The 21403-nt window shown below is 70.1% G+C and carries 19 protein-coding genes; 3 read left to right on the top strand and 16 right to left on the bottom strand.

Annotated features, from left to right (window positions below; all coding sequences use genetic code 11):
- The 11 genes from nuoH to mqnC all read right to left on the bottom strand — a co-directional run bounded on the left by nuoH (position 1) and on the right by mqnC (position 13401).
- Entirely contained in the window at positions 1-1350 is a 1350-nt protein-coding gene (gene nuoH / locus O7621_RS07060) for an NADH-quinone oxidoreductase subunit NuoH (RefSeq protein ID WP_123607125.1), read from the bottom strand.
- A complete protein-coding gene (locus O7621_RS07055) occupies positions 1347-3890 on the bottom strand; it encodes an NADH-quinone oxidoreductase subunit G (protein WP_282233278.1) in 2544 nt (847 codons plus the stop codon). Before O7621_RS07055 ends, nuoH begins: the two co-directional genes overlap by 4 nt.
- Positions 3890-5242, bottom strand: a complete 1353-nt coding sequence (nuoF, locus tag O7621_RS07050; protein ID WP_278173310.1) for an NADH-quinone oxidoreductase subunit NuoF — start codon at positions 5240-5242, stop codon at positions 3890-3892. The genes O7621_RS07055 and nuoF overlap by 1 nt, the downstream gene beginning before the upstream one ends.
- The gene (gene nuoE / locus O7621_RS07045; protein ID WP_282234479.1) at positions 5239-6237 is read right to left on the bottom strand and encodes an NADH-quinone oxidoreductase subunit NuoE; all 999 of its coding nucleotides are present in this window, start codon (positions 6235-6237) and stop codon (positions 5239-5241) included. Before nuoE ends, nuoF begins: the two co-directional genes overlap by 4 nt.
- The gene (locus tag O7621_RS07040) at positions 6234-7556 is read right to left on the bottom strand and encodes an NADH-quinone oxidoreductase subunit D (protein WP_282233277.1); all 1323 of its coding nucleotides are present in this window, start codon (positions 7554-7556) and stop codon (positions 6234-6236) included. Before O7621_RS07040 ends, nuoE begins: the two co-directional genes overlap by 4 nt.
- Positions 7553-8299, bottom strand: coding sequence for an NADH-quinone oxidoreductase subunit C (locus O7621_RS07035; protein WP_282233276.1), 747 nt, complete (start codon positions 8297-8299; stop codon positions 7553-7555). The genes O7621_RS07040 and O7621_RS07035 overlap by 4 nt, the downstream gene beginning before the upstream one ends.
- A 31-nt stretch (positions 8300-8330) precedes the next feature.
- Entirely contained in the window at positions 8331-9008 is a 678-nt protein-coding gene (locus O7621_RS07030) for an NADH-quinone oxidoreductase subunit B (protein ID WP_282233275.1), read from the bottom strand.
- Positions 9009-9018: 10 nt separating this feature from the next.
- Positions 9019-9384 (bottom strand): NADH-quinone oxidoreductase subunit A, encoded by a 366-nt coding sequence (locus tag O7621_RS07025; RefSeq protein WP_123607118.1) that lies wholly within the window; start codon positions 9382-9384, stop codon positions 9019-9021.
- A 137-nt stretch (positions 9385-9521) separates the two neighbouring features.
- The gene (locus O7621_RS07020) at positions 9522-10793 is read right to left on the bottom strand and encodes a geranylgeranyl reductase family protein (RefSeq protein ID WP_282233274.1); all 1272 of its coding nucleotides are present in this window, start codon (positions 10791-10793) and stop codon (positions 9522-9524) included.
- A 244-nt stretch (positions 10794-11037) separates the two neighbouring features.
- Complete coding sequence (locus O7621_RS07015) at positions 11038-11739, bottom strand: demethylmenaquinone methyltransferase (protein WP_282234478.1); 702 nt, start codon at positions 11737-11739, stop codon at positions 11038-11040.
- A 471-nt stretch (positions 11740-12210) separates the two neighbouring features.
- Entirely contained in the window at positions 12211-13401 is a 1191-nt protein-coding gene (mqnC, locus tag O7621_RS07010; RefSeq protein WP_282233273.1) for a cyclic dehypoxanthinyl futalosine synthase, read from the bottom strand.
- Between the two features lie 2 nt (positions 13402-13403).
- On the opposite strand from mqnC, the gene O7621_RS07005 reads away from it, so the two are divergent.
- From O7621_RS07005 to O7621_RS06995, 3 genes are all read left to right on the top strand, one after another.
- Positions 13404-14879 carry a phospholipid carrier-dependent glycosyltransferase gene (locus O7621_RS07005; protein WP_282233272.1) on the top strand — a complete coding sequence of 492 codons (1476 nt, stop codon included), beginning with the start codon at positions 13404-13406 and terminating at the stop codon, positions 14877-14879.
- Between the two features lie 685 nt (positions 14880-15564).
- Entirely contained in the window at positions 15565-16836 is a 1272-nt protein-coding gene (locus O7621_RS07000) for a glycosyltransferase (RefSeq protein WP_282233271.1), read from the top strand.
- A 15-nt stretch (positions 16837-16851) separates the two neighbouring features.
- On the top strand, positions 16852-17397 hold the full coding sequence (locus tag O7621_RS06995) for an AAA family ATPase (RefSeq protein ID WP_282233270.1): 546 nt from the start codon (positions 16852-16854) through the stop codon (positions 17395-17397).
- 26 nt (positions 17398-17423) lie between these two features.
- On the opposite strand, the gene paaE is transcribed toward O7621_RS06995, so the two are convergent.
- The 5 genes from paaE to paaA are packed head-to-tail and all read right to left on the bottom strand — an operon-like array spanning position 17424 to position 21289.
- Positions 17424-18557: a 1,2-phenylacetyl-CoA epoxidase subunit PaaE gene (paaE, locus tag O7621_RS06990; RefSeq protein WP_282233269.1), complete on the bottom strand. Its 1134-nt coding sequence runs from the start codon at positions 18555-18557 to the stop codon at positions 17424-17426.
- Positions 18557-19105 (bottom strand): 1,2-phenylacetyl-CoA epoxidase subunit PaaD, encoded by a 549-nt coding sequence (gene paaD / locus O7621_RS06985; protein WP_282233268.1) that lies wholly within the window; start codon positions 19103-19105, stop codon positions 18557-18559. The genes paaE and paaD overlap by 1 nt, the downstream gene beginning before the upstream one ends.
- Complete coding sequence (paaC, locus tag O7621_RS06980; protein ID WP_282233267.1) at positions 19102-19854, bottom strand: 1,2-phenylacetyl-CoA epoxidase subunit PaaC; 753 nt, start codon at positions 19852-19854, stop codon at positions 19102-19104. Before paaC ends, paaD begins: the two co-directional genes overlap by 4 nt.
- The gene (gene paaB / locus O7621_RS06975; protein WP_282233266.1) at positions 19851-20153 is read right to left on the bottom strand and encodes a 1,2-phenylacetyl-CoA epoxidase subunit PaaB; all 303 of its coding nucleotides are present in this window, start codon (positions 20151-20153) and stop codon (positions 19851-19853) included. The genes paaC and paaB overlap by 4 nt, the downstream gene beginning before the upstream one ends.
- Positions 20150-21289 (bottom strand): 1,2-phenylacetyl-CoA epoxidase subunit PaaA, encoded by a 1140-nt coding sequence (paaA, locus tag O7621_RS06970; protein ID WP_282233265.1) that lies wholly within the window; start codon positions 21287-21289, stop codon positions 20150-20152. The genes paaB and paaA overlap by 4 nt, the downstream gene beginning before the upstream one ends.
- Between the last annotated feature and the right edge of the window lie 114 nt (positions 21290-21403).

Below are 21403 nucleotides of genomic sequence, written 5' to 3'. Positions count from 1 at the left end.
TCACACCTCCTTGTCGTCGGTGGCGGGACCGACCTGGGCCGGCTCCCGTTCGGCTACCGCCCGCTTGGCCCGTGGGCTGGGCGGGACCTGCAGGTCCATCGGGGGCAGCGGGAAGCTGCCCGGTGGCCGTGAGTCGACCTGCTCCTGCAGGGTCGGCGCCGGCCGCTCCTTGCGCGTCGGCCAGAAGATCACCACGGCGAGCAGGATGGCGACCGGGATACCGATCGCGATCAGCCGGTCGTTGCGCTCCCAGCCGCTGGTCACCCGGATCCCGCCGAGGGCCAGGATCCAGGCCAGGTTGATCGGCAGCAGCACCTTCCAGCCGAACCGCATGAACTGGTCGTAGCGCAGCCGGGGCAGGGTGCCGCGGAGCCAGACGAAGACGAAGATCAGCGCGATCACCTTGCCCATGAACCAGAGCATCGGCCACCAGCCGCTGTTCGCCCCGTCCCAGATGCTGATCGGCCAGGGGGCCCGCCAGCCGCCGAGGAACAGTGTCACCGTCACCGCCGACATGGTCACCATGGCGACGTACTCGGAGAGCATGAACAACGCGAACTTCAGCGAGCTGTACTCGGTCATGTACCCGGCGACCAGCTCGGACTCCGCCTCGGGCAGATCGAACGGCGCCCGGTTGGTCTCCGCCACCGCAGCGATGAAGAAGATGATGAAGCTGGGCAGCAGCAGGATCGCGTACCAGCCCGGGGCGTACAGGTCGAACCCACCGATCGAGGTGAACAGGTCACCGCCGGACTGGGCGGCGACGATTCCGCTGGTCGACATGGTGCCGGCGGTCATGAAGACGCCGACCACCGACAACCCGAGCGCGATCTCGTACGAGATCACCTGCGCCGTCGAGCGCAGGCCACCGAGCAGCGGGTACGTCGACCCGGACGCCCAGCCGCCGAGCACCAGCCCGTACACACCCATCGACGAGCAGGCCAGCAGCACCAGCACCGCCACCGGCACGTCGGTGACCTGCAGCGGGGTCCGGGTGCCGAAGATGCTCACCATCGGGCCGAACGGGATGACCGACAGCGCGGTGACCGCGCAGATCACCGAGATGGTCGGGGCGAAGAAGTAGACCACCTTGTCCGACGCCTTGGGGAGGATGTCCTCCTTGAAGGCCATCTTCAGCCCGTCGGCCAGGGTCTGCAGCAGGCCGAACGGGCCGGCCTGGTTGGGGCCGGGGCGGACCTGCATCCGGCCGACCACCCGCCGCTCGAACCAGACCCCGAGCAGGGTGCCCAGCAGCCCGAAGACAAAGGCGAAGACCACCTTGATCAGGATCAGCCACCAGGGGTCCAGCCCGAAGTCGGACAGCGTCGGTTCCTGTGCCAGTGGGTTCACCGCAGACCCCCTAGGTTCGGGTTCGTCGCGCCGTTGTGGCTGATCCGCCCGTTGCCGTCCGAGCCGCTAGCCGTGCCGTCCGAGCCGGTGACGGCGCTGACCTTGACCAGTGCGCCGGAGACCGCGCCGAGGTTGCGGCGCACCGTCGAACCGGGCGAGTTCGTCGGTAGCCAGACCACCCCGTCGGGCAGCAGATCGGTGACCGCCGCCGGCAGGGTGACCGCGCCCCGGTCGGTGCCGACGGTGACCGGATCCCCGTCGGCCACCCCGAGCGCTCCGGCCAGTGACTTGGCCAGCCGGACCACCGGCGGCCGTGCGGTGCCACCCAGGTAGGGATCACCGTCGGTGAGGGTGCCGAGGTCGATCAGGTGGTGCCAGGTGGCCAGCACCGCCTCGCCGGCACCCGGGCGGGCCGGTGCCGTCGGGTCGACCAGCGGCAGCCCGGGACGCTGCGCCTTGGTGGCCGGCAGCGCGCCGAGCTCCCGGCGGATCAGGTTCACCTCGCCGGTGCCGAGCGCGACACCGAGCTGGGCGGCGAGCGCGTCGAGCACCCGGGAGTCGGCCATCGCGGTGGTGTTCAGCACCGCCTCGAAGGTACGCAGCCGGCCCTCCCAGTCGAGGTAGCTGCCGGCCTTTTCCACCGCCGGCGCCACCGGCAGGACCACGTCCGCGCGGCGGGTCACCGCGCTGTGCCGGATCTCCAGGCTGACCAGGAACGGCACCGCGTCGAGGGCCTGCTCGGCGAGCCGCGGGTCGGCCAGATCGGCTGGGTCGACCCCGGCGACGACCAGCGCGCCGATCTTGCCGGCGGCGGTCGCCGCGACGATCGCGTCGACGTCGCGGCCAGGCTCGGACGGAATGGTCCCGGCACCGATGTCCCAGGCCCCGGTCAGCTCCGCCCGCGCGGCCGCGTCGGCGACCGGACGGCCGCCGGGCAGCAGGTTCGGCAGGCAGCCGGCGTCGACCGCGCCCCGGTCGCCGGCCCGCCGCGGCACCCAGGCCAGCTTCGCGCCGGCCCGCTCGGCGACCGCGCCGGCGGTCGACAACCCACCGGGTACGGTGGCCAGCCGCTCGCCGACGAGCAGGATCGCGCCGGACCGGCCGAGCGCCTCGGTGACCGCGCGGTCCTCGGTGAGCAGCCGCGCCTCGTCGCCGGGCACGGTCGGCACCAACGTGGCGCCCAGCTTCTCCAGGCCCCGGCTCAGGTACGGGGCCAGGGCGATCACCCGCAGCCCCTTCTTGGTGTACGCCTTGCGTAGCCGCAGGAAGAGGATCGGGCACTCCTCCTCCGGCTCCAGCCCGGCGATCACCACCACCGGGGCCCGCTCGATGTCGGCGTAGGTGACGTCGGAGTTGCCGGCCACCCGGGCGGCCAGGAAATCGGCCTCCTCGGTGGAGCCGGCGGCACCGGTGACCGGTCGGGCCCGGAAGTCGATGTCGTTGGTGCGCAGCGCCACCCGGGCGAACTTGGCGTACGCGTAGGCGTCCTCGACGGTGAGCCGACCGCCGGTGAGCACCCCGACGCCGTATGCCCCGTCGCGGGCGTTGCGCAGCCCGTCGGCGGCGACCGCAAGGGCCTCGCTCCAGGACGCCTCGCGCAGCTCACCGGTGCCGGCGTCGCGGACCAGCGGGGTGGTGAGCCGGTTGGTGGCGGTGGCGTAGCGGAACCCCCACCGGCCCTTGTCGCAGTTCCACTCCTCGTTGACCGCCGGGTCGTCGCCGGCCAGCCGGCGCATCACCTTGCCGCGCCGGTGGTCGGTACGCTGCGCGCAGCCGGCCGAGCAGTGCTCACAGACGCTCGGCGAGGAGACCAGGTCGAACGGGCGGGCCCGGAACCGGTACTGGGCACCGGTGAGCGCGCCGACCGGGCAGATCTGCACCGTGTTGCCGGAGAAGTAGGAGTTGAACGGCACGTCGCCGTCGCCTTCACCGTCCGGCGTCGGTTCGGCGCCGAACGCCTCGTCCCGGTAGACGTTGATCTGCTCGCCGGAGGAGCGGTCCATCAGGTCGATGAATGCGTCGCCGGCGATCTCCTCGGAGAACCGGGTGCAGCGCTGGCAGAGCACGCAGCGCTCGCGGTCCAGCAGCACCTGGGTGGAGATCTCGACGGGCTTCGGGTACTCCCGCTTGTGCTCGTGGAAGCGGGAGTCCGGCCGGCCGGTGGACATCGCCTGGTTCTGCAGCGGGCACTCGCCACCCTTGTCGCACATCGGGCAGTCGAGCGGGTGGTTGACCAGCAGCAGCTCCATGATCCCCTGCTGGGCCTTCTTGGCCACCTCGGAGGTGAGCTGGGTGCGGACCACCATGCCGTCGGCGACGGTCTGGGTGCAGGAGGCGACCGGTTTACGCTGCCCCTCCACGTCGACCAGGCACTGCCGGCAGGCGCCGGCCGGGGCGAGCAGCGGGTGATCGCAGAACCGGGGGATCTCGATGCCCAGCTTCTCGGCCACCCGGATCAACAGTGCGCCCTTGGGCGCGGTGACCTCGACACCGTCGATGGTCAACGTCACCGTCTCGGTGGTCTTGGCTACCTCTGCCATTAGTGCGCACCTACCAATGCTTTCTCCGACAGCTTCGGTGCCGTGCGGCCCTCGATGTAGTCGAGGTAGTCCTGCTTGAAGTACTTCAGCGAGGACGTCACCGAGCTGGTCGCGCCGTCGCCGAGGCCGCAGAACGAGCGGCCGAGGATGTTGTCGCAGGTGTCGAGCAGGGTGTCCAGGTCCTCGTGGGTGCCCTGACCGGCGAGGATCCGCCGGAAGACCCGCACCATCCAGTAGTTGCCCTCCCGGCACGGGGTGCACTTGCCGCACGACTCGTGGTGGTAGAACTCCAGCCACCGGTAGGTGGCGTACACCGGACAGTCCTGGTCGGAGAAGATCTGGGTGGCGGTGGTGCCGAGGATCGAGCCGGCGCCGGCCACCCCTTCGAAATCCAGCGGTACGTCCAGGTGCTCGGCGGTGAGCAGCGGGGTCGACGAACCGCCGGGCGTCCAGAACCGCAGCTCGTGACCGGGCTGCATCCCGCCGGCCAGCTCAATCAGCTCGCGCAGGGTGATGCCCATCGAGCACTCGTACTGCCCCGGGTTGGCGATCCGGCCGGACAGCGAGTAGATCATCGGGCCGGACGACTTCTCCGTACCCATGCTCTTCCACCAGGCGGCGCCACCGAGCACGATGTACGGCACGCTGGAGATGGTGCCGACGTTGTTGACCACGGTCGGGCAGGCGTACAGGCCGTGGGTGGCCGGGAACGGCGGACGCAGCCGGGGCTGGCCACGGAACCCTTCGAGGGAGTCCAGCAGTGCCGTCTCCTCGCCGCAGATGTAGGCACCCGCCCCGCTGTGCACCACCAGGTCCAGGTCGAACCCGGAGCCGAGGATGTCCTTGCCGAGGTAGCCGGCCCGGTATGCCTCGTCGACCGCGTTGCGCAGCCGGCGGGCGGCGTGCACCGCCTCACCCCGGATGTAGATGTAGGCGCGGCTGGCCCGGATCGCGTACGAGGCGATGATGACGCCTTCGACCAGCGAGTGCGGGTCGTACATCATCAGCGGCAGGTCCTTGCAGGTGCCCGGCTCGCCCTCGTCGGCGTTGACCACCAGGTAGTGCGGCTTGCCGTCGCCCTGTGGGATGAACCCCCACTTGAGGCCGGTGGGGAAGCCGGCCCCGCCCCGGCCGCGCAGCCCGGAGTCCTTGATCAGCTTGATCAGGTCGTCCGGGTGCACCGGGTCGGCGTCGCGGCCCCGGCCGTCCGGCGTACCGGTCAGCACCTTGCGCAGCGCGGCGTAGCCGTCTAGCTGCTGGTAGACGTCGATCTTCCAGGCGTCCGGTGACAACCAACGCTTGGTCAGCACCGGGGTCAGCTTCTGCAGGGTTTCCGGTCGCGGCTGGGTCATCGGGTGCCCTCCTCGCTGCGCGCGTCCCGCAGCGACCCGCGCTGTGGCTGCGAGTTGTCGCCGGCCGGCTTGGCGTCACCGGCGGGCGGGTTGGCGGCGGCGCCGGCCGACTCGGCGGCCTCGGCGTCGCTGTCCGGCTCGGCCCGGTCGGTCGGCACGGTGGTGCCGGGGGCATCCGGGGCCGGGGTCTTCGCGTCCGGGGCGCGGGTCTCGGCGGCCCGGATCTCCGGCGACTTGGCCTGCGGTGCCTTGACGTCCGGGGCGGTGCTGCCGGTCGCCGCCGGTGCCGGCCGGCTGGGTGCCGGGGCGGGGGTGTCGCCGCTGATCGGTGTGTTCGGGTCGAAGCCGGCGACCGAGACGCCGTGCTGCTGGGCCAGCCGCAGGCCGCGCAGCGTGGCATCGCCGGCCGGTCCGTCGGCGACCGCGCCCTCGCGGGTGTCGGAGAAGCCGGCCAGCTGCAGCGACATCTCCTTCAGCGTGCACAGCCGGGCACCCCGGGTGGGTGCCGGGCGGCCGCCGGCGCGCAACTCCTCGACAACGCCGAGCGCGACGTCCGGGTCGACCTTGTCGAAGAAGTCGTAGTTGACCGTCATCACCGGGCCGTAGTCGCAGGCGGCCAGGCACTCGGCGTGCTCCAGGGTGATGGTGCCGTCGGCGGTGGTCTCCTCGTGCCCGACACCGAGGTGCTCGCTGAGCGCGTCGTAGACCCGCTGGCCGCCGAGTACGTCGCACATGGTGTTGGTGCAGACGCTGACGAGCCAGTCACCGGTGGGCCGGCGCTTGTACATGGTGTAGAAGGTGGCGACTGCGCTGACCTGGGCCTTGTTGATGCCCAGCGCTTCGGCGCAGAACTCGACGCCGGCCGGCGAGACGTAGCCCTCCTCGGACTGCACCAGGTGCAGCAGTGGCAGCAGTGCCGACCGGGAGCGGTCCGCCGGGTAGCGGGCGATGATCTCCCGGGCCCGGTCGTGCGTTTCCTGACTGAAGCCCATCAGCGGTCACACCCACCCATCACGGGGTCCAACGAGGCGCCCCCGGCGATCACGTCGGCGAGCAGCCCGCCTTCGGCCATGGCCGGGATCGCCTGGAGGTTGACGAAGCTCGGTTCGCGGTAGTGCACCCGGTACGGCCTGGTGCCGCCGTCGGAGACGGCGTGCACGCCCAACTCGCCGCGGGGCGACTCGATGCCGACGTACACCTGGCCGGGCGGCACCCGGAAGCCCTCGGTCACCAGCTTGAAGTGATGGATCAGCGACTCCATCGACTGGCCCATGATCTTGGCGACGTGCTCCAGCGAGTTGCCCATGCCGTCCACGCCGATGGCCAACTGCGCCGGCCAGGCGATCTTCTTGTCGGCGACCATGATCGGACCGGGCTTCAGCCGGTCCAACGCCTGCTCGATGATCTTCAGCGACTCGCGCATCTCGGCCATCCGGACCAGGTAACGGCCCCAGACGTCGGCGGTCGGCGTGGTCGGCACGTCGAACTCGTAGTCCTCGTAGCCGCAGTACGGCATGGTCTTGCGCAGGTCCCAGGCCAGCCCGGCGGAGCGGAGCACCGGCCCGGTGACGCCCAGCGCGAGGCAGCCGGTGACGTCGAGCACCGCGACGTTCTGCGTCCGCTCCAGCCAGATCGGCTGCCCGGAGAGCAGGTCCTCGTACTCCTTGAGCCGCTTCGGCATCACCTTGAGGAATTCGCGGATCTTGGCGATCGCCTCGTCCGGCACGTCCTGGGCGACCCCGCCGGGCCGCACGTAGGCCATGTTCATCCGGAGCCCGGAGACCAGTTCGAAGATCTCCAGGATGTACTCGCGCTCCCGGAAGCAGTACAGCATGATCGAGATCGCGCCGAGCTCCAGGCCGGTGGTGCCCAGCCAGATCAGGTGCGAGGAGATCCGGTTGAGCTCCATCATCAGCACCCGGATGGTGTTCGCCCGCTCGGTGACGTCGTCGGTGATCCCGAGCAGCTTCTCCACCGCCAGGCTGTACGCCGTCTCGTTGAAGATCGGCGCCAGGTAGTCCATCCGGGTGACGAACGTGGTGCCCTGCACCCAGTTGCGGTACTCGAGGTTCTTCTCGATCCCGGTGTGCAGGTAGCCGACGACCGTCCGAGCCTCCCGGACGGTCTCCCCCTCCAGCTCCAGCACCAGGCGCAGCACCCCGTGGGTGGACGGGTGCTGCGGCCCCATGTTGACGATGATCCGCTCGTCGGTGAGCGGGTCCGTACCGCCGACCACGGTGTCCCAGTCGCCACCGGTGACGGTGAAGACCTTGCCCTCGTCGGTCTCGCGTTCGGTTGCGTATCCGGCCGTCATTGGTAGCTCCTCCGCTTGTCCGGCGGTGGGATCTCGGCACCCTTGTACTCCACCGGGACACCGCCCAGCGGGTAGTCCTTGCGCTGCGGGTGGCCCTCCCAGTCGTCCGGCATCAGGATCCGGGTCAGCGCCGGGTGGCCGTCGAAGATCACCCCGAACATGTCGTACGTCTCCCGTTCCTGCCAGTCGGCGGTCGGGTAGACGGCGGTGACGCTCGGCAGGTGCGGATCCTCGGCGGTGACCGCCGCCTCCAGCCGGACCCGGCGCCGGTAGGTCATCGAGGTCAGCTGGTAGACGACGTGCAGCCGACGCTCGTCGGCACCCAGGTAGTCCGCCCCGGACACCGAGGAGCAGAGTTCGAAGCGCAGCGCCTCGTCGTCGCGCATCACCCGACAGACCTCGGCAATCCGCTCCGGCTTGATGTGCAGGGTCAGCTCACCCCGGTCGACCACGACCTTTTCGATCGCGTCGGCGAAGGCCGGGTACGCCTCCTCGAGGGCGTCGCACACCTCGTCGAAGTAGCCGCCGTACGGCCGTTCGCTGCCGGCCACGCTGGACCGGCGGCGGACCAGGCCGCCGAAGCCGGACGTGTCGCCGGAGCCCTGGATGCCGAACATTCCCCGGCCGGCCCCGCTGGCCGGCGGGAACTCGGCCGGCGCGCCGCTGGTCGCCCCGACCGGCGGGGCGGCGGCGGGTACGCCACCGCCCGGCTGCTCACTGGGCGCGTTGGTGGGCCCGGTCACTGGATCGTCCTTTCGCTGGTCGACGCGGGAATCACTTCAGCCGCTCCCGGGCGTGCAGGTGGTTCTGGGCCTTCATCCAGTTCTCGATCCGCAGCTGCTCCTCGCGGCCCTCCCGGACGGCCTGCTCCCACTCGGCCCGGCGGGCCTTGTCGGAGCGGTACGACGATGGCATCGCCCCGGGCGCGACCACCGGCACGTCACCGCGGGCCCGGCGGGCCTCCAGCATCCTGCGGCCGTTCGGGCCGAGCGGCTCGTGGCCGATCTTCTCCCGCAGCTTGAGGACCGCGTCGATGAGCATCTCCGGGCGGGGCGGGCAGCCGGGCAGGTACATGTCGACCGGCACCACGTGGTCCACGCCCTGCACGATGGCGTAGTTGTTGAACATGCCGCCGCTGGAGGCACAGACCCCCATCGACAACACCCAGCGGGGCTCGGCCATCTGGTCGTAGATCTGCCGCAGCACCGGGGCCATCTTCTGACTGACCCGGCCGGCGACGATCATCAGGTCCGCCTGCCGCGGCGAGGCCCGGAACACCTCCATGCCCCAGCGACCCATGTCGTAGTGCGGGGCACCGGCCGCCATCATTTCGATCGCGCAGCAGGCCAGTCCGAAGGTCGCCCCCCAGACGGAGGTCTTGCGGGACCAGTTGACCAGCTTCTCCACCGAGGTGAGCAGTACGCCGGCGGGGAGTTTCTCCTCGATTCCCATGGTTCCTCCGTCAGTCCCAGTCGAGCCCGCCGCGCCGCCACTCGTACACGTAGGCGACCGAGACGGCGACGATGAACAGCGAGACCGCGACGTAGCCGAACGCGCCGAGCGGGTCCAGCGAGACCGCCCACGGGATCAGGAAGATGATCTCGATGTCGAAGATGATGAACATCATCGCGGTCAGATAGAACTTGATCGGGATCCGACCGCCGCCGACCGGCTCCGGGCTGGGCTCGATCCCACACTCGTACGCTTCGAGCTTGGCCCGGTTGTAGCGCAGCGGCCCGGCCAGCCGGGCGGCCGCCACCGAGAACAGCGCGAAGGCCGAGGCGAGGGCGAACACCCCGACGATGGGTATGTAAGGCGAGAGCGACATGGGCTTCTCCTGCTCGTCCTTCCCTGCCCGCGGTCAGTTTCAGCGATCTGTGATGTCTCCCGCCGGGACCGGGCGTCGTTGCCCCATCCTGGCGACTACTGCGGTGGGCCGACGGCCCGGGGGTGATGCCGGCGGCGTCACACGGCCGGAGCCACCTTGGTCATCGCGTTGATCATCCGGTCCATCGCGTCCCCGCCACGCGGATCGGTCAGGTTCGCCAGCAGCTTCAGCACGAACCGCATCAGTGTCGGATGCGGCATGCCGTGCTTGGTAGCGATTCGCATGATTTGTGGGTTGCCGATCATCTTCACGAAGATGTTCCCGAGCCGGTAGTAGCCGCCGTAGCGGGCCTTCAGCTCGTTCGGGTAGTGCGCCAGCGCCCGCTCCCGGTCGGCGCCGGCCGGCCGGGCCAACGCCTGCACCGCCACCTCGGCGGCCAGCTCACCGGACTCCATCGCGTACGCGATGCCTTCGCCGTTGAACGGGTTGACCATACCGCCGGAGTCACCGACCAGCAGAACTCCCCGGGTGTAGTGCGGGACCCGGTTAAAGCCCATCGGCAGGGCCGCGCCGAGGGTCGGGCCGTCGGCGTTGGCCTCGTCGGCCAGCCCCCAGTCCGGTGGCGTGCTGCCCAGCCAGTCGGTCAGCATCCGCCGGTAGTTGGTCTTGCCGAAGGCGCTGGACGAGTTGAGCACGCCCAGGCCGACGTTGACCCGGCCGTCGCCCATGCCGAAGATCCAGCCGTAGCCGGGCAGCAGCTTTTCGCCGCCCTCCCGGCTGCGCAGCTCCAGCCAGGACTCCAGGTACTCGTCCCGGTGCCGCGCCGGCGACCGGTAGTACCGTCGGACCGCGACCCCGATCGGCCGGTCCTCGCGCTTGGCCAGCCCCATGGCGAGCGGGAACCGGCCGGACACCCCGTCCGCGGCGACGATCAACGGGGCATGGAAGGTGGCCGGCTGCTTGTCCGGGCCGACCTCGGCGGTCACGCCGACCGCCCGCCCGGTGGCGTCCAGTACCGGAGCCACCACGTTGGTGCCGGTGTGCAGCACCGCTCCCGCCTCGACCGCCTGTCGGGCCAGCAGGTCGTCGAAGTCCAGTCGGGTCCGGACCAGGCCGTAGTTGGGGAAGCTGGCCAGGTCCGGCCAGTCGAGCTCGAGCCGGATGCCGCCGCCGATCACCCGCAGGCCGCGGTTGCGCAGCCAGCCGGCCTCGGGCGAGGTGTCGACACCCAACTTGATCAACTGCTTGACGGCACGGGGCGTGAGCCCGTCACCACAGACCTTCTCCCGGGGAAAGGTGGTCTTCTCCAGCAGGAGCACCCGTACGCCGTGCCGGGCGAGGTGGAAGGCGGTCGCGGAACCGCCGGGGCCCGCCCCGACGACGATCACATCGGCTTCGGTCTCGCTCACAGCCACCTCCCGTTCGCCTCTCAGTCGCTCGTGAAATGCTTCACAAGCCGTCTCGCAGGTGAGTCTAGAACCGTTAACAGGGCGGCAATCGGTTAGGCGACCCTAACCCTGCGAGGTAGCGACCTCGGCGGGTGACCGACGACCCGAAATCACCCATTGACGGACACCGAGGAGTGACCGCCCGTCGCCCGAACACCCGGATCCGACGTACGGCCGCACGGCGCTACTTTCCGGTGGCACGGCGCTACCGCCGGGTGGCGCGGTGCAGCGCCACGATCCCACCGGTGAGATTGCGCCACTGCGCCGACCGCCACCCCGCCGCCGCGATCCGCCCGGCGAGCGCCGCCTGGTCCGGCCACTGCCGGATGGACTCGGCCAGATAGACGTACGCATCCGGGTTGCTCGCCACCGCACGGGCCACCGCCGGCAACGACCGCATCAGATAGGACAGGTAGAGCGTCCGGAAGGCGGGACTGGTCGGCTGACTGAACTCGCACACCACCAGCCGCCCGCCGGGCCGGGTCACCCGGGCCAACTCGGCCAGCGCGGCGTCGGTGTCGACCACGTTGCGCAGCGCGAACGAGATGGTCACCGCGTCGAAGCTGGCGTCCCGGAACGGCAACGCCAGGGCGTCCCCGGCGAGCAGTGGCACCTGTGGACGGGCCCGGCGGCCGGCCCGCAGCATGCCGAGCGAGATGTCCGAACCGACGGCCCACACCCCGCCCCGGCCGAGTTCGGCGGTGGAGACCCCGGTGCCGGCGCCGACGTCGAGCACCCGGTCGCCGGGAAGCAGGTCGAGCGCCGCCCGGGTGGCGCGGCGCCACCGTCGGTCCTGGCCGAAGGAGATCACCGTGTTGGTCAGGTCGTACCGGCCGGCCACGCCGTCGAACATCGCGGCGACCTCGGCCGGCTGCTTGTCCAGGCCGGCGCGGACCGGCGGCGGGATGTCAGTCACGCCCGACCACTTTGCCAGTCGCCCGTCCCGACCTGCGGCGCGGGGCCGGCGGCAAGGGTGACCGAGGCCACATACAGTACGGGCGAGGTGGGTTGAACCACCTCGCCCGTACTGCCGTGCGTTATGTAGACGGCCCCCTCGGACCGCTGGAGTACGGCTCCGGCGACCACCGCCATCAGGGGACGTGACCTGCGACGACCAAGGGGACGGCGTCGCGGCGCGGGCGGCTGCCGGAACGTTGTTGACGAGGACGTTAGCGGCCGACGGCAAGCTTCGCGCCCCTCGTGATCAACACGTTATGGCCCCTTGGCCTAAGGTTCGCGCCAACTCGCCGCATCGACAGCGCTGCCCGCCACGACCGGCCGACCACCGGCCCACCCGCCAGCCGAGAAGGGCTGACTGGTCGGCCTCACCAGCCACCCGATCGGACGAATCCGGGCCGGTCAGTGCACGTCCGGTCAGTCAACGCGCGTCGACCAGCGGCAAATCGCGGCGGGCCCCGCCATTGGGCAACGCGATCGACGAGAAGTGCGACACCACCCGCTCGTCGGTCGGGTCGTCCGCCGGATCACGGTGCACAGCGAGGTGGTGGTACTCGGTGTCCCGCTGGGCGGGGATCCGGCCCGCCGAACGGATCATCCAGATCAGCTCGTGCAGGTTCGACCGGTGCCGGGCACCGGCTGAGGAGATCACGTTCTCCTCCAGCATGATCGAACCGAGATCGTCGACCCCCATGTGCAGCGCCAACTGCCCGACGTCCTTGCCGGTGGTCAGCCAGGACGCCTGCAGATGCGCCACCTGGTCGAAAAAGAGCCGGGAGACCGCGATCATCCGTAGATACTCCAGGGTCGTCGCCTGGGTGCGGCCCTTGAGATGGTTGTTCTCCGGCTGATAGGTCCAGGGAATGAACGCCCGGAAACCACCGGTGGAGTCCTGGACGTCCCGAATCATCCGCAGATGCTCGATCCGCTCCGCGTTGGTCTCCCCGGTGCCCATCATCATCGTGGCGGTCGACTCGATGCCGTGCCGGTGCGCCAGCTCCATGACCTCCAGCCAGCGCGCCCCGGACTCCTTGAGGGGGGCGATCGCCCGACGGGGTCGGTCCGGCAGCATCTCGGCGCCAGCGCCGGCGATCGAGTCCAGCCCGGCGGCCTTGATCCGGGTGATCGCCTCGTCCAGCGAGACGTCGGACACCTTCGCCATGTGCAGGATCTCGCTCGGCCCGATCGAGTGGATCACCAACCGGGGGTACGCCGCCTTGACCGCGCCGAACAGCTGCTCGTAGTACTCCACCCCGAAATCGGGATGGTGGCCACCCTGGAGCATCACCTGGGTAGCGCCCAGCTCGACCGCCTCGCCGCAGCGACGCAGAATCTCCTCGATTGGGTGGGCCCAGCCCTCGGCGTGCTTGGGCGCCCGGTAGAAAGCGCAGAAACGACACGCGGTGACGCAGACGTTGGTGTAATTGATGTTGCGATCGATCAGATACGTCACGACGTTGTCCGGGTACCGGCGACGGCGCACCGCGTCCGCGGCCTCGCCGAGGGCGTGGAACGGCGCTTCGGTGTAGATCAGCAGCGCCTCCTCGGCGGAGATCCGCCCACCGTCGGCGCCACGCTGCAGGATGCTGTCGATCTCCCGGCTGGTAGTCACGCATGAAGCGTACTGCCATGTCGAGGGAGGGGCAGAGCGACCGGATGACGCCACTGCGCCGCCACCTGCCCCTGGTGATCCTGCTCGCCGCCGGTTTCGGACTGCGGATCGCCTACCTGGTCGCGTATCAGCCGGCGTTCTGGTTCCACGGCGACAGCGGCGAGTACCTGCTGATGCTGCAGCAGCCGCTGGAGCCGCACCCGAACCGGCCGATCGGCTACGTGCTGCTGCTGTCCGCGCTACAGCAGATCCGGACGCTCGCCGCCGTCGCAGCCGTGCAACACCTGCTCGGCCTGCTGCTCGCCGTCGGCCTGTACGCCCTGCTGCTGCGCCGGGGCGTGGTCCGCTGGCTGGCCACCCTGGCCGCCGTACCGCTGATCTTCGACTCCCTGGTCCTCACCATGGGGCACTACCTGCTGCCCGACCTGATGTTCATGGTGCTGTTCGCCGCCGCCGTCGGGGCGCTGCTCTGGTCGCCCCGCCCCGGTCCGGTGGCGGCCGTCGCGTCTGGCGGGCTGATCGCCGTCGCCTGGGTGACCAAACCCACCGCGCTGCCGGTGGCCGTGCTGCTCGCCGGCTATCTGGTGGTACGTCGGGTCGGCTGGCGGCCGGTGCTGGGCTACCTGCTCGCCTTCGGCGTGCCGTACGTCATGGTGATGGTCTGGATCGGCGACCGGCAGAGCGTCTACAGCGCGCAGAGCGGCACCGCCCTGTACGGCCGGGCCGCGATGATCGCCGACTGCGACCGCATCGAGCTGACCGACGAGGAGCGAATCGCCTGCCCCGACCAGCCGCCCGACCAGCGCTGGGACCGGGCCGACGCGTTCTTCTGGCGGCGGCCGGCCCGACTCGGCGACTGGGTGTACACCTCGGAGGGCGCCCAGGTGCTGACCAGCTTCTCCCGGTCGGTGATCAGCCAGCAGCCCGGCGACTACCTCGCGACGGTCGGCCGGGAGAGCGCGGCACACTTCGTCCCCGGTCTGTACCTCGGGCCGATGAACGAGTGCCTGCGGCAGCGGCTGGTGCCGCCGGTCCGGTTCCGCTCCGCCGACGTACGCGTCGAGCAGAGCTGTCCGCCAGCCCAGGCGTCCACCGGATACCAGGCAGCGGTCGCCGAGCCGGTCGTCGCGGACCCGGCCACCCCGCTGACCCGGGCACTGCACCAGTACGGCAGCTGGACCCGGGGCATCCCGGTGGTGATGTCGTTGGCGGTGCTGCTGACCGTCGCGGCGCTGGCCGCCGGACGGCGGGTCGCCGGCTGGATCCGGCTCGACACCGTACTGCTGGTGGTCGCCGGCCCAGGGTTGGCCGTGTTCACCGTGGCGATCGGCATGTACGAGCCCCGGTACGCGTTGCCGGCCCTGCCGCTGGCTGCTGCGGCAGCGGCCCTGGCCGCCCAGGGGCTGATCCATCGTCGACCGCTGGCCGGTGCTCCCGCTGTCGGCGGTTCGGCCAAGCAGAGCGGAACGATCGATTGACCGGCCGACTCGCAACTCGTATGGGCCAGGCCGCATAACGTGAACAAACCCGAGAATGAGTCACGAAGAGCATTCAGAAATGCGATCGCAACGCAGATGAACTCACGTTTGTCATGTGATTCACAGGCGATGATGCATCTAGCGCTTTGTCGCCGACGCAACTACTCTTGGCTGCGGCCGAACCAGGCACCGCCCGGTCACCGCCTTCGGCCGGCATCACAACAGCCAGTCGGGTCTCCGTCTCCCATACATCAACCGGACCCCCGTCCGAACGTGCCGCCGAATACCGATCTCGGCGAACCCTCGTGCGCAAAATCCCCCTATCCGCCCGCAGTCAAGGAGACAACGTCATGTCAGGTGATTCCCTGCCGCGGACCGGCGCGAACCTTGCGGTCACCCTCGGTGGTGTGGCCGGTCTCGGGCAGCTCAGCCTGCCACTGCCACTCATGATGGCAGTCACCGCAGCAGTCATGATCATCATCGGAGCGGTTCTCATCCGGTTGTCGTTCCGTCGAGGTCGCTCCGCCGCCCATCGATGACCGCGGCCCTCGTCAGGGGCCGGATCCTCACCGCCGCAGCATTCCTTCTGGCGGCAGTTGCGGTATGGGCGGCCCACCACGCGTTTGCAGCAATCGGTTTACTCAGCGCAGGCAACGGGCATCAGTTCGCGGCGATCTACATCCTGATGTACGGACTGCTGGTGTGGCAGCTGGGATTTGCCTACCTCAACCAGCCCTACCAGGTTGGCCCGGCCAGACAGCGGCTCCTCGACACGCTGGACGTGGCCGCGTTGGTCCCCGCGTACAACGAGGACCCCGCCGCGCTGCGCGCATGCCTCGAGTCCATGATCGGTCAACGACGACGGCCGCAGACGATCGTCGTGGTGGATGACGGCTCCACCACCGGCGACGTCGGGTACGCCGAGACCCGCATCTGGTTTCAGCGGGCAGCCAGCGACAGTGGCATCCGGCCGGTATGGCTGCGCCAGGACAATGCCGGCAAGAGACACGCGCAGGCGGCCGGGGTCGGCCAGGCGCCGGACGCGGATGTGTACTGGACGGTCGACTCGGACACGATCAGCGACCCGGAAACACTCAACGAGCTACTCAAACCCCTCGCTGATCAGACGGTGCAGTCCGTCGCCGGGATCGTGATGGCAGCCAATGTTCACGCGTCGTTCCTGACCCGGTTCACCGACCTGTGGTTCGTCACCGGCCAGCTGACCGATCGGTCCAGCCTGTCGGTGTTCGGCGCGGTCTGGGTCAACTCGGGGCCCATCGCCGTCTACCGAGGCCAGGTGATCCGCGACAATCTGGACAGCTATCTGCATGAAAGGTTCGCAGGACGTCGGGTGCCGTTCAGCGACGACTCGATGCTGACCCTGTTCGCCATGCTGCGCGGCCGAACCGTGCAACAGCCCAGCGCGTTCGCCTTCGCGCTGATGCCGGAGCAGACCGGCCACTTCATGCGGATGTTCATCCGCTGGATGCGCGGATCGTTCATCCGGTCACTGTGGCGGATGCGATACCTGCCGTTGCGGTCGTGGGCGTACTGGCTACACCTGATTCGATGGGCGACGACGCTACTGTCCACCGCACTGTTCCTGACCATCGCGGTGGTACAACCGATCCGGGAGCCCTCGCTGGCCGCGTTACCCTGGCTCATCTGTGTGCCAATGGCGATCGGCTACGCACAGTGCCTCCGCTACCTGGCGATCCGCCGGTCCGACCAGTCGGCGGCGTACCAGTTGGGGACTTGGACGCTCGCCCCGGTCGCAGTGCTCTGGGCGATGCTGGTACTGCGCGCCGCCCGGTGGTACGGCGTGGTCACCTGCTGGAAGACCGGATGGGGCACCCGAAAGACGGTCGAGGTCACGTTGAGCGCACCGTCGATTCCCGAGCAGCGGACCGCCCACGTCGAGCAGCCCTCCGAAGCCAGTGCCAAGGTGGTCTCCTGACGCTAGCCTGCATCCATGCGACGGGTGTCGGTCATGGGGGCACCAGGCTCAGGTAAGTCCACTCTGGCCGCCGAGTTGGCCGTACGGCTCGGTGTGCCGCACATCGAGTTGGACGCCCTGTTCCACCAGCAGGACTGGCAGCCGACGCCGACGCCGCAGTTCCGGGAACGGGTGGCGGCCGCAGTCTCCGGCGACGGCTGGGTGGTGGACGGCAACTACTCGACGGTGCGCGACCTGATCTGGCAGCGGACCGAAACGGTGATCTGGTTCGACCTGCCGCGCCGGCAGGTGATGCAGCAGATCGTCCGACGTACGGTGCGCCGTGCGGCGCGCCGGGTGGAGCTGTGGAACGGCAACCGGGAACGCTGGTCGAACGTGTTCAGCCTCGATCCGGCAGAGTCGATCATTGTCTGGGCCTGGCAACAGCACGCCCGTTACCGGAGCCGCCTCCAGGCCGCTTCGGCCGACCCCCAGTGGCGCCGTCTGCGGTTCGTCCGGCTCACCTCCCACCAGCAGGCCCGCCAACTGCTCGACCAGCTCGGTCGACGATCATCCCCGTGACTCACGCCAGGCGTCGTAGTCGACAGTCAGGCGTCGTAGTCGACGGTGAGCGTCGGCGTGGTGGGCGTCGACTGGCAGGTAAGCACGTAACCGGCCGCCAGCTCGTCCGGCTCCAGGGCATAGTTGCGGGCCATCGTCACCGCGCCGTCGACGATCTTCGCCCGGCAGGTGGAGCAGACCCCGCCCTTGCAGGCGTACGGTAGCTCGGCCCGGACTCGTAGGGCCGCGTCGAGCACCCGCTCCTCCGGCCGCGTCCGCACCGTCGACGCCCGGCCGTCGAGCAGTACGGTCACCTCGGTGCCGGCCGGATCGGTGCCTGGTGCCGCGTCGACATCGGTGACCGCGTCGGCGCCGGCCGGCCGCGCGTCCCCGGCGTGAAAGAGTTCGCTGTGTACGGCCTCGTCCGGCACGCCCCGCTCGGCGAGCACCTGCCGGGCCGTCATCACCAGCGCGTACGGTCCGCAGAGGAACCATTCGTCCACCTGGTGTCCCGGCACCACGGTGTCCAGCAACCGGCCGAACCGGGCGGCGTCGATCCGCCCGGTGAGCAGCTCCGCGTCCTGCGTCTCGCGGGACAGCACGTGCACCACCTGCAGCCGGTCCGGGTACCGGTCCTTCAGGTCGGCGATCTCGTCGGCGAACATCACGGTGTGCGCGGACCGGTTGCCGAAGACGAGCGTGAACCGGCTGCCCGGCTCGGTGGCCAACCCGGTGGCGAGCAGGGACAACACCGGGGTGATGCCGGAGCCGGCGGCCAGCGCGCCGTAGTACCGGCTGCGGCCCGGCTCGAACCCGGTGGTGAAATGCCCGAGCGGCGGCATCACCTCAACGGTGGTCCCGGCGGCAAGTTGGCGCACCGCGTACCCGGAGAAGGCGCCACCGGCGACGTGCCGCACGCCGATTCGCAGCCGGCCGTGGTCGGCGAGCTCCGCCGGGGTCGAGCAGATGGAGTACGAGCGGCGGACCTCCGGGCCGCCGGCCGGGTCGACCAGCCGTACGGTCAAGTGCTGTCCGGCCTGGAACCGGTACGCGTCGCGCAGCTCGGGTGGTACGGCGAAGGTGACCGCCACGGCGTCGGCGGTGAGCTGGTCGACATCGGCGACCGGGAGTGGATGGAACACCGGGCGTCGGCGCGCCGGTCGGCTGATCGTCACCGCCATCAGAACGCCTTCATCTGCTCGAACGGCTCGGTGCAGTCCTGGCACCGCCACAGCGCCTTGCAGGCCGTGGCACCGAATCGGCTCAGCTGCTCGGTGCGCGGTGAGCCGCAGGCCGGGCAGCGTACGGCCAACGGGACGGGTACTGGACCGGTGGTGGCTGACGCAGGTGGGGCGATCCCGGCGGCGGCGAGCTTGTGCCGGCCCGCCTCGGTGATCCAGTCGGTGCTCCACGCGGGCGCCAGTTCGGTGACGACCACGACGTCGGTGAAGCCGGACCGGTGCAGCGCCGCCCGGATCTCGGCCCGGATCAGCTCCATCGCCGGGCACCCGCTGTAAGTGGGAGTGACCGTCACCCTGACCGCGCCGGTGGCCTCGGTGACCTCGACGGCACGGAGGATGCCGAGCTCGGCGATGGTGAGTACGCGGATCTCCGGGTCGACGACGGCTTCGACCGCCGCCCGGGCTGCCGACCCGACCCCGCCAGCGGCCGAGCTGTCGACACCGGCAACCGGGCTGGCCTCGCCAGCGGCTGCCGGGCGGCCGGTCACCATCGCGCACCCGGGTGGGCCCGGTGCACCACCTGCATCTCGGCCAGCAGGTACGACAGATGTTCGGTGTGCCGGCCCAGCCGACCGCCGCCGGGCCGCCAGCCGCCACCAGGCGCGGCCAGGGTCGCTTCGGCAAGGATGGGACCGACCGTGGCGAGCCAGTCGGACCGCAGGTCAGCCAGGTCGCTGCCGGGCACCGGGGCGACCAGCTCATAGGTGTACGGCCAGAGTTCGTCGACCGCGTACTGCATGCGGCGGTGCGACTCCTCGGTGCCGTCGCCGAGCCGCAGGGTCCACAGCCGCGCGTGGTCGAGATGGTAGGTGGACTCCTTGGCCGCCTTGCCGGCGATCGCGGCGAGCCGCTGGTCGGCGCCGGCACTCAGCACGGCGTAGAGCCGGACCTGGTACGCGGCGAGGAACAGCAGCTTGCCGATGGTCATCGCGTAGTCGTCGTCCGGCAGCTCCACCAGCAGGCAGTTGCGAAACTCCTGGTCGGAGCGGAGAAAGGCCAGGGTGTCCTCGGTGACCGGCCGGTCGGCCGGCGCGGCCGGCACCGCATCGGGGGTGGGCTGCTCGGCGGCGTACGACAGCAGCAGCCGGGCCACGCCGAGCTGGTCGAGCGCGATGTTGGTGAGGGCGACGTCCTCCTCCAGTTCGGGGGCGCGGGCGCACCAGGCGGCGAGCCGTTGGGCGGTGATCAACGCGTCGTCGGCCCAGCAGAGCAACTGGTCGGGGGGTGTCGTGGTCACAGGTGCCGCGCTCCGTCCGGCACCTGGTAGAACGTCGGGTGCCGGTAGACCTTGTCGGCCGCCGGGTCGAAGAACGCGTCCTTCTCGTCGGGGCTGGACGCGGTGATCGACTCCGCCGGTACCACCCAGATGGAGACGCCTTCCTGCCGGCGGGTGTACAGGTCGCGGGCGTGCCGCAGGGCGAGCGTCGCGTCCGGCGCGTGCAGGCTGCCGACGTGGGTGTGGGCAAGCCCGCGCCGGGACCTGATGAAGACCTCCCACAGCGGGGTGGGCGGGGTCCGGACCGGTTCGCCGCTCATCCGGCACCCGCTCCGACCGGCGGAGCGCCCACTCCCGCCGTCGCGACGCCGGCTTTCCGCCGGCCGGCCTGCTTCTCCGCGTACGCCCGGGACGCCTCGCGGACCCAGCCGCCGGCGGCGTGCGCGGCCCGCCGGTGGGCGAGTCGCTGCCGGTTGCACGGCCCGTCGCCACGGATCACCCGGAGCAGCTCGTCGTAGTCCGGGGGAGTGAAGTCGTACGCCTGACGCTGCTCGTTCCACCGTAGGCCGGAATCGGGCAGGGTGAGCCCGAGCGGACCGACCTGCTGGACGCACATGTCAACGAAGCGTTGGCGCAGGTCGTCGTTGGAGAACCGCTTGATTTTCCAGCGCATCGACTGCTCCGAATGGGTCGAGTCGGCGTCCGGCGGCCCGAACATCGCCAGCGACGGGTACCACCAGCGGTCCACCGCGTCCTGGGCCATCTGACGTTGGGCCGGTGTGCCGTGCGCGAGGGTGTGCAGGATCTCGTAGCCCTGCCGCTGGTGGAACGACTCCTCCTTGCAGATGCGGATCATGGCGCGGGCGTACGGGCCGTACGAGCAGCGGCACAGCGGGACCTGGTTGATGATCGCCGCGCCGTCCACCAACCAGCCGATCGCGCCGACGTCCGCCCAGCTCAGCGTGGGGTAGTTGAAGATGGAGCTGTACTTCTGCCGGCCGGCGAGCAGCAAATCGACCAACTCTTCCCGACTGACGCCGAGGGTTTCAGCCGCGGCGTACAGGTACAGCCCGTGGCCGGCCTCGTCCTGGACCTTTGCCAGCAGGATCGCCTTGCGGTGCAGGCTGGGTGCCCGGGTCAGCCAGTTGCCCTCAGGCTGCATGCCAATGATCTCGGAGTGCGCGTGTTGCGCGATCTGCCGGATCAGTGTGCGCCGGTAGCCGTCCGGCATCCAGTCGCGCGGCTCGATCTTCTGGTCGGCGTCGATCATCTCGATGAAGTCCCGGTCGGGATCGCCCGGTTTGCCGGGGCAGGTCGGATCGTCGGCGGCGCGTGGACCGGGGATCCGGCCGCGCAGCGCCGCGTCGCGCAGGGCAGCTTCAGCGGCCTCGACCTCGTCGAGAATCCCGCTGCGGGCGCCACTCACCGTCTGGGCGTCGTCACCGTCCACCGACATAGTGTTACAAGAAACCCCGGTCGCAGCCAAGCCCTGTAACAGCACTCAAAAATCTTCACTGCCAGGGATCGGTCCAGCACAGCGAGTGCCCAGACGCGCCGAAGCGAACGTGAC

The organism is Solwaraspora sp. WMMD937 (assembly GCF_029581175.1).
GTDB lineage: Bacteria > Actinomycetota > Actinomycetes > Mycobacteriales > Micromonosporaceae > Micromonospora_E.
This window is presented reverse-complemented; position numbering and strand designations above follow the sequence as displayed.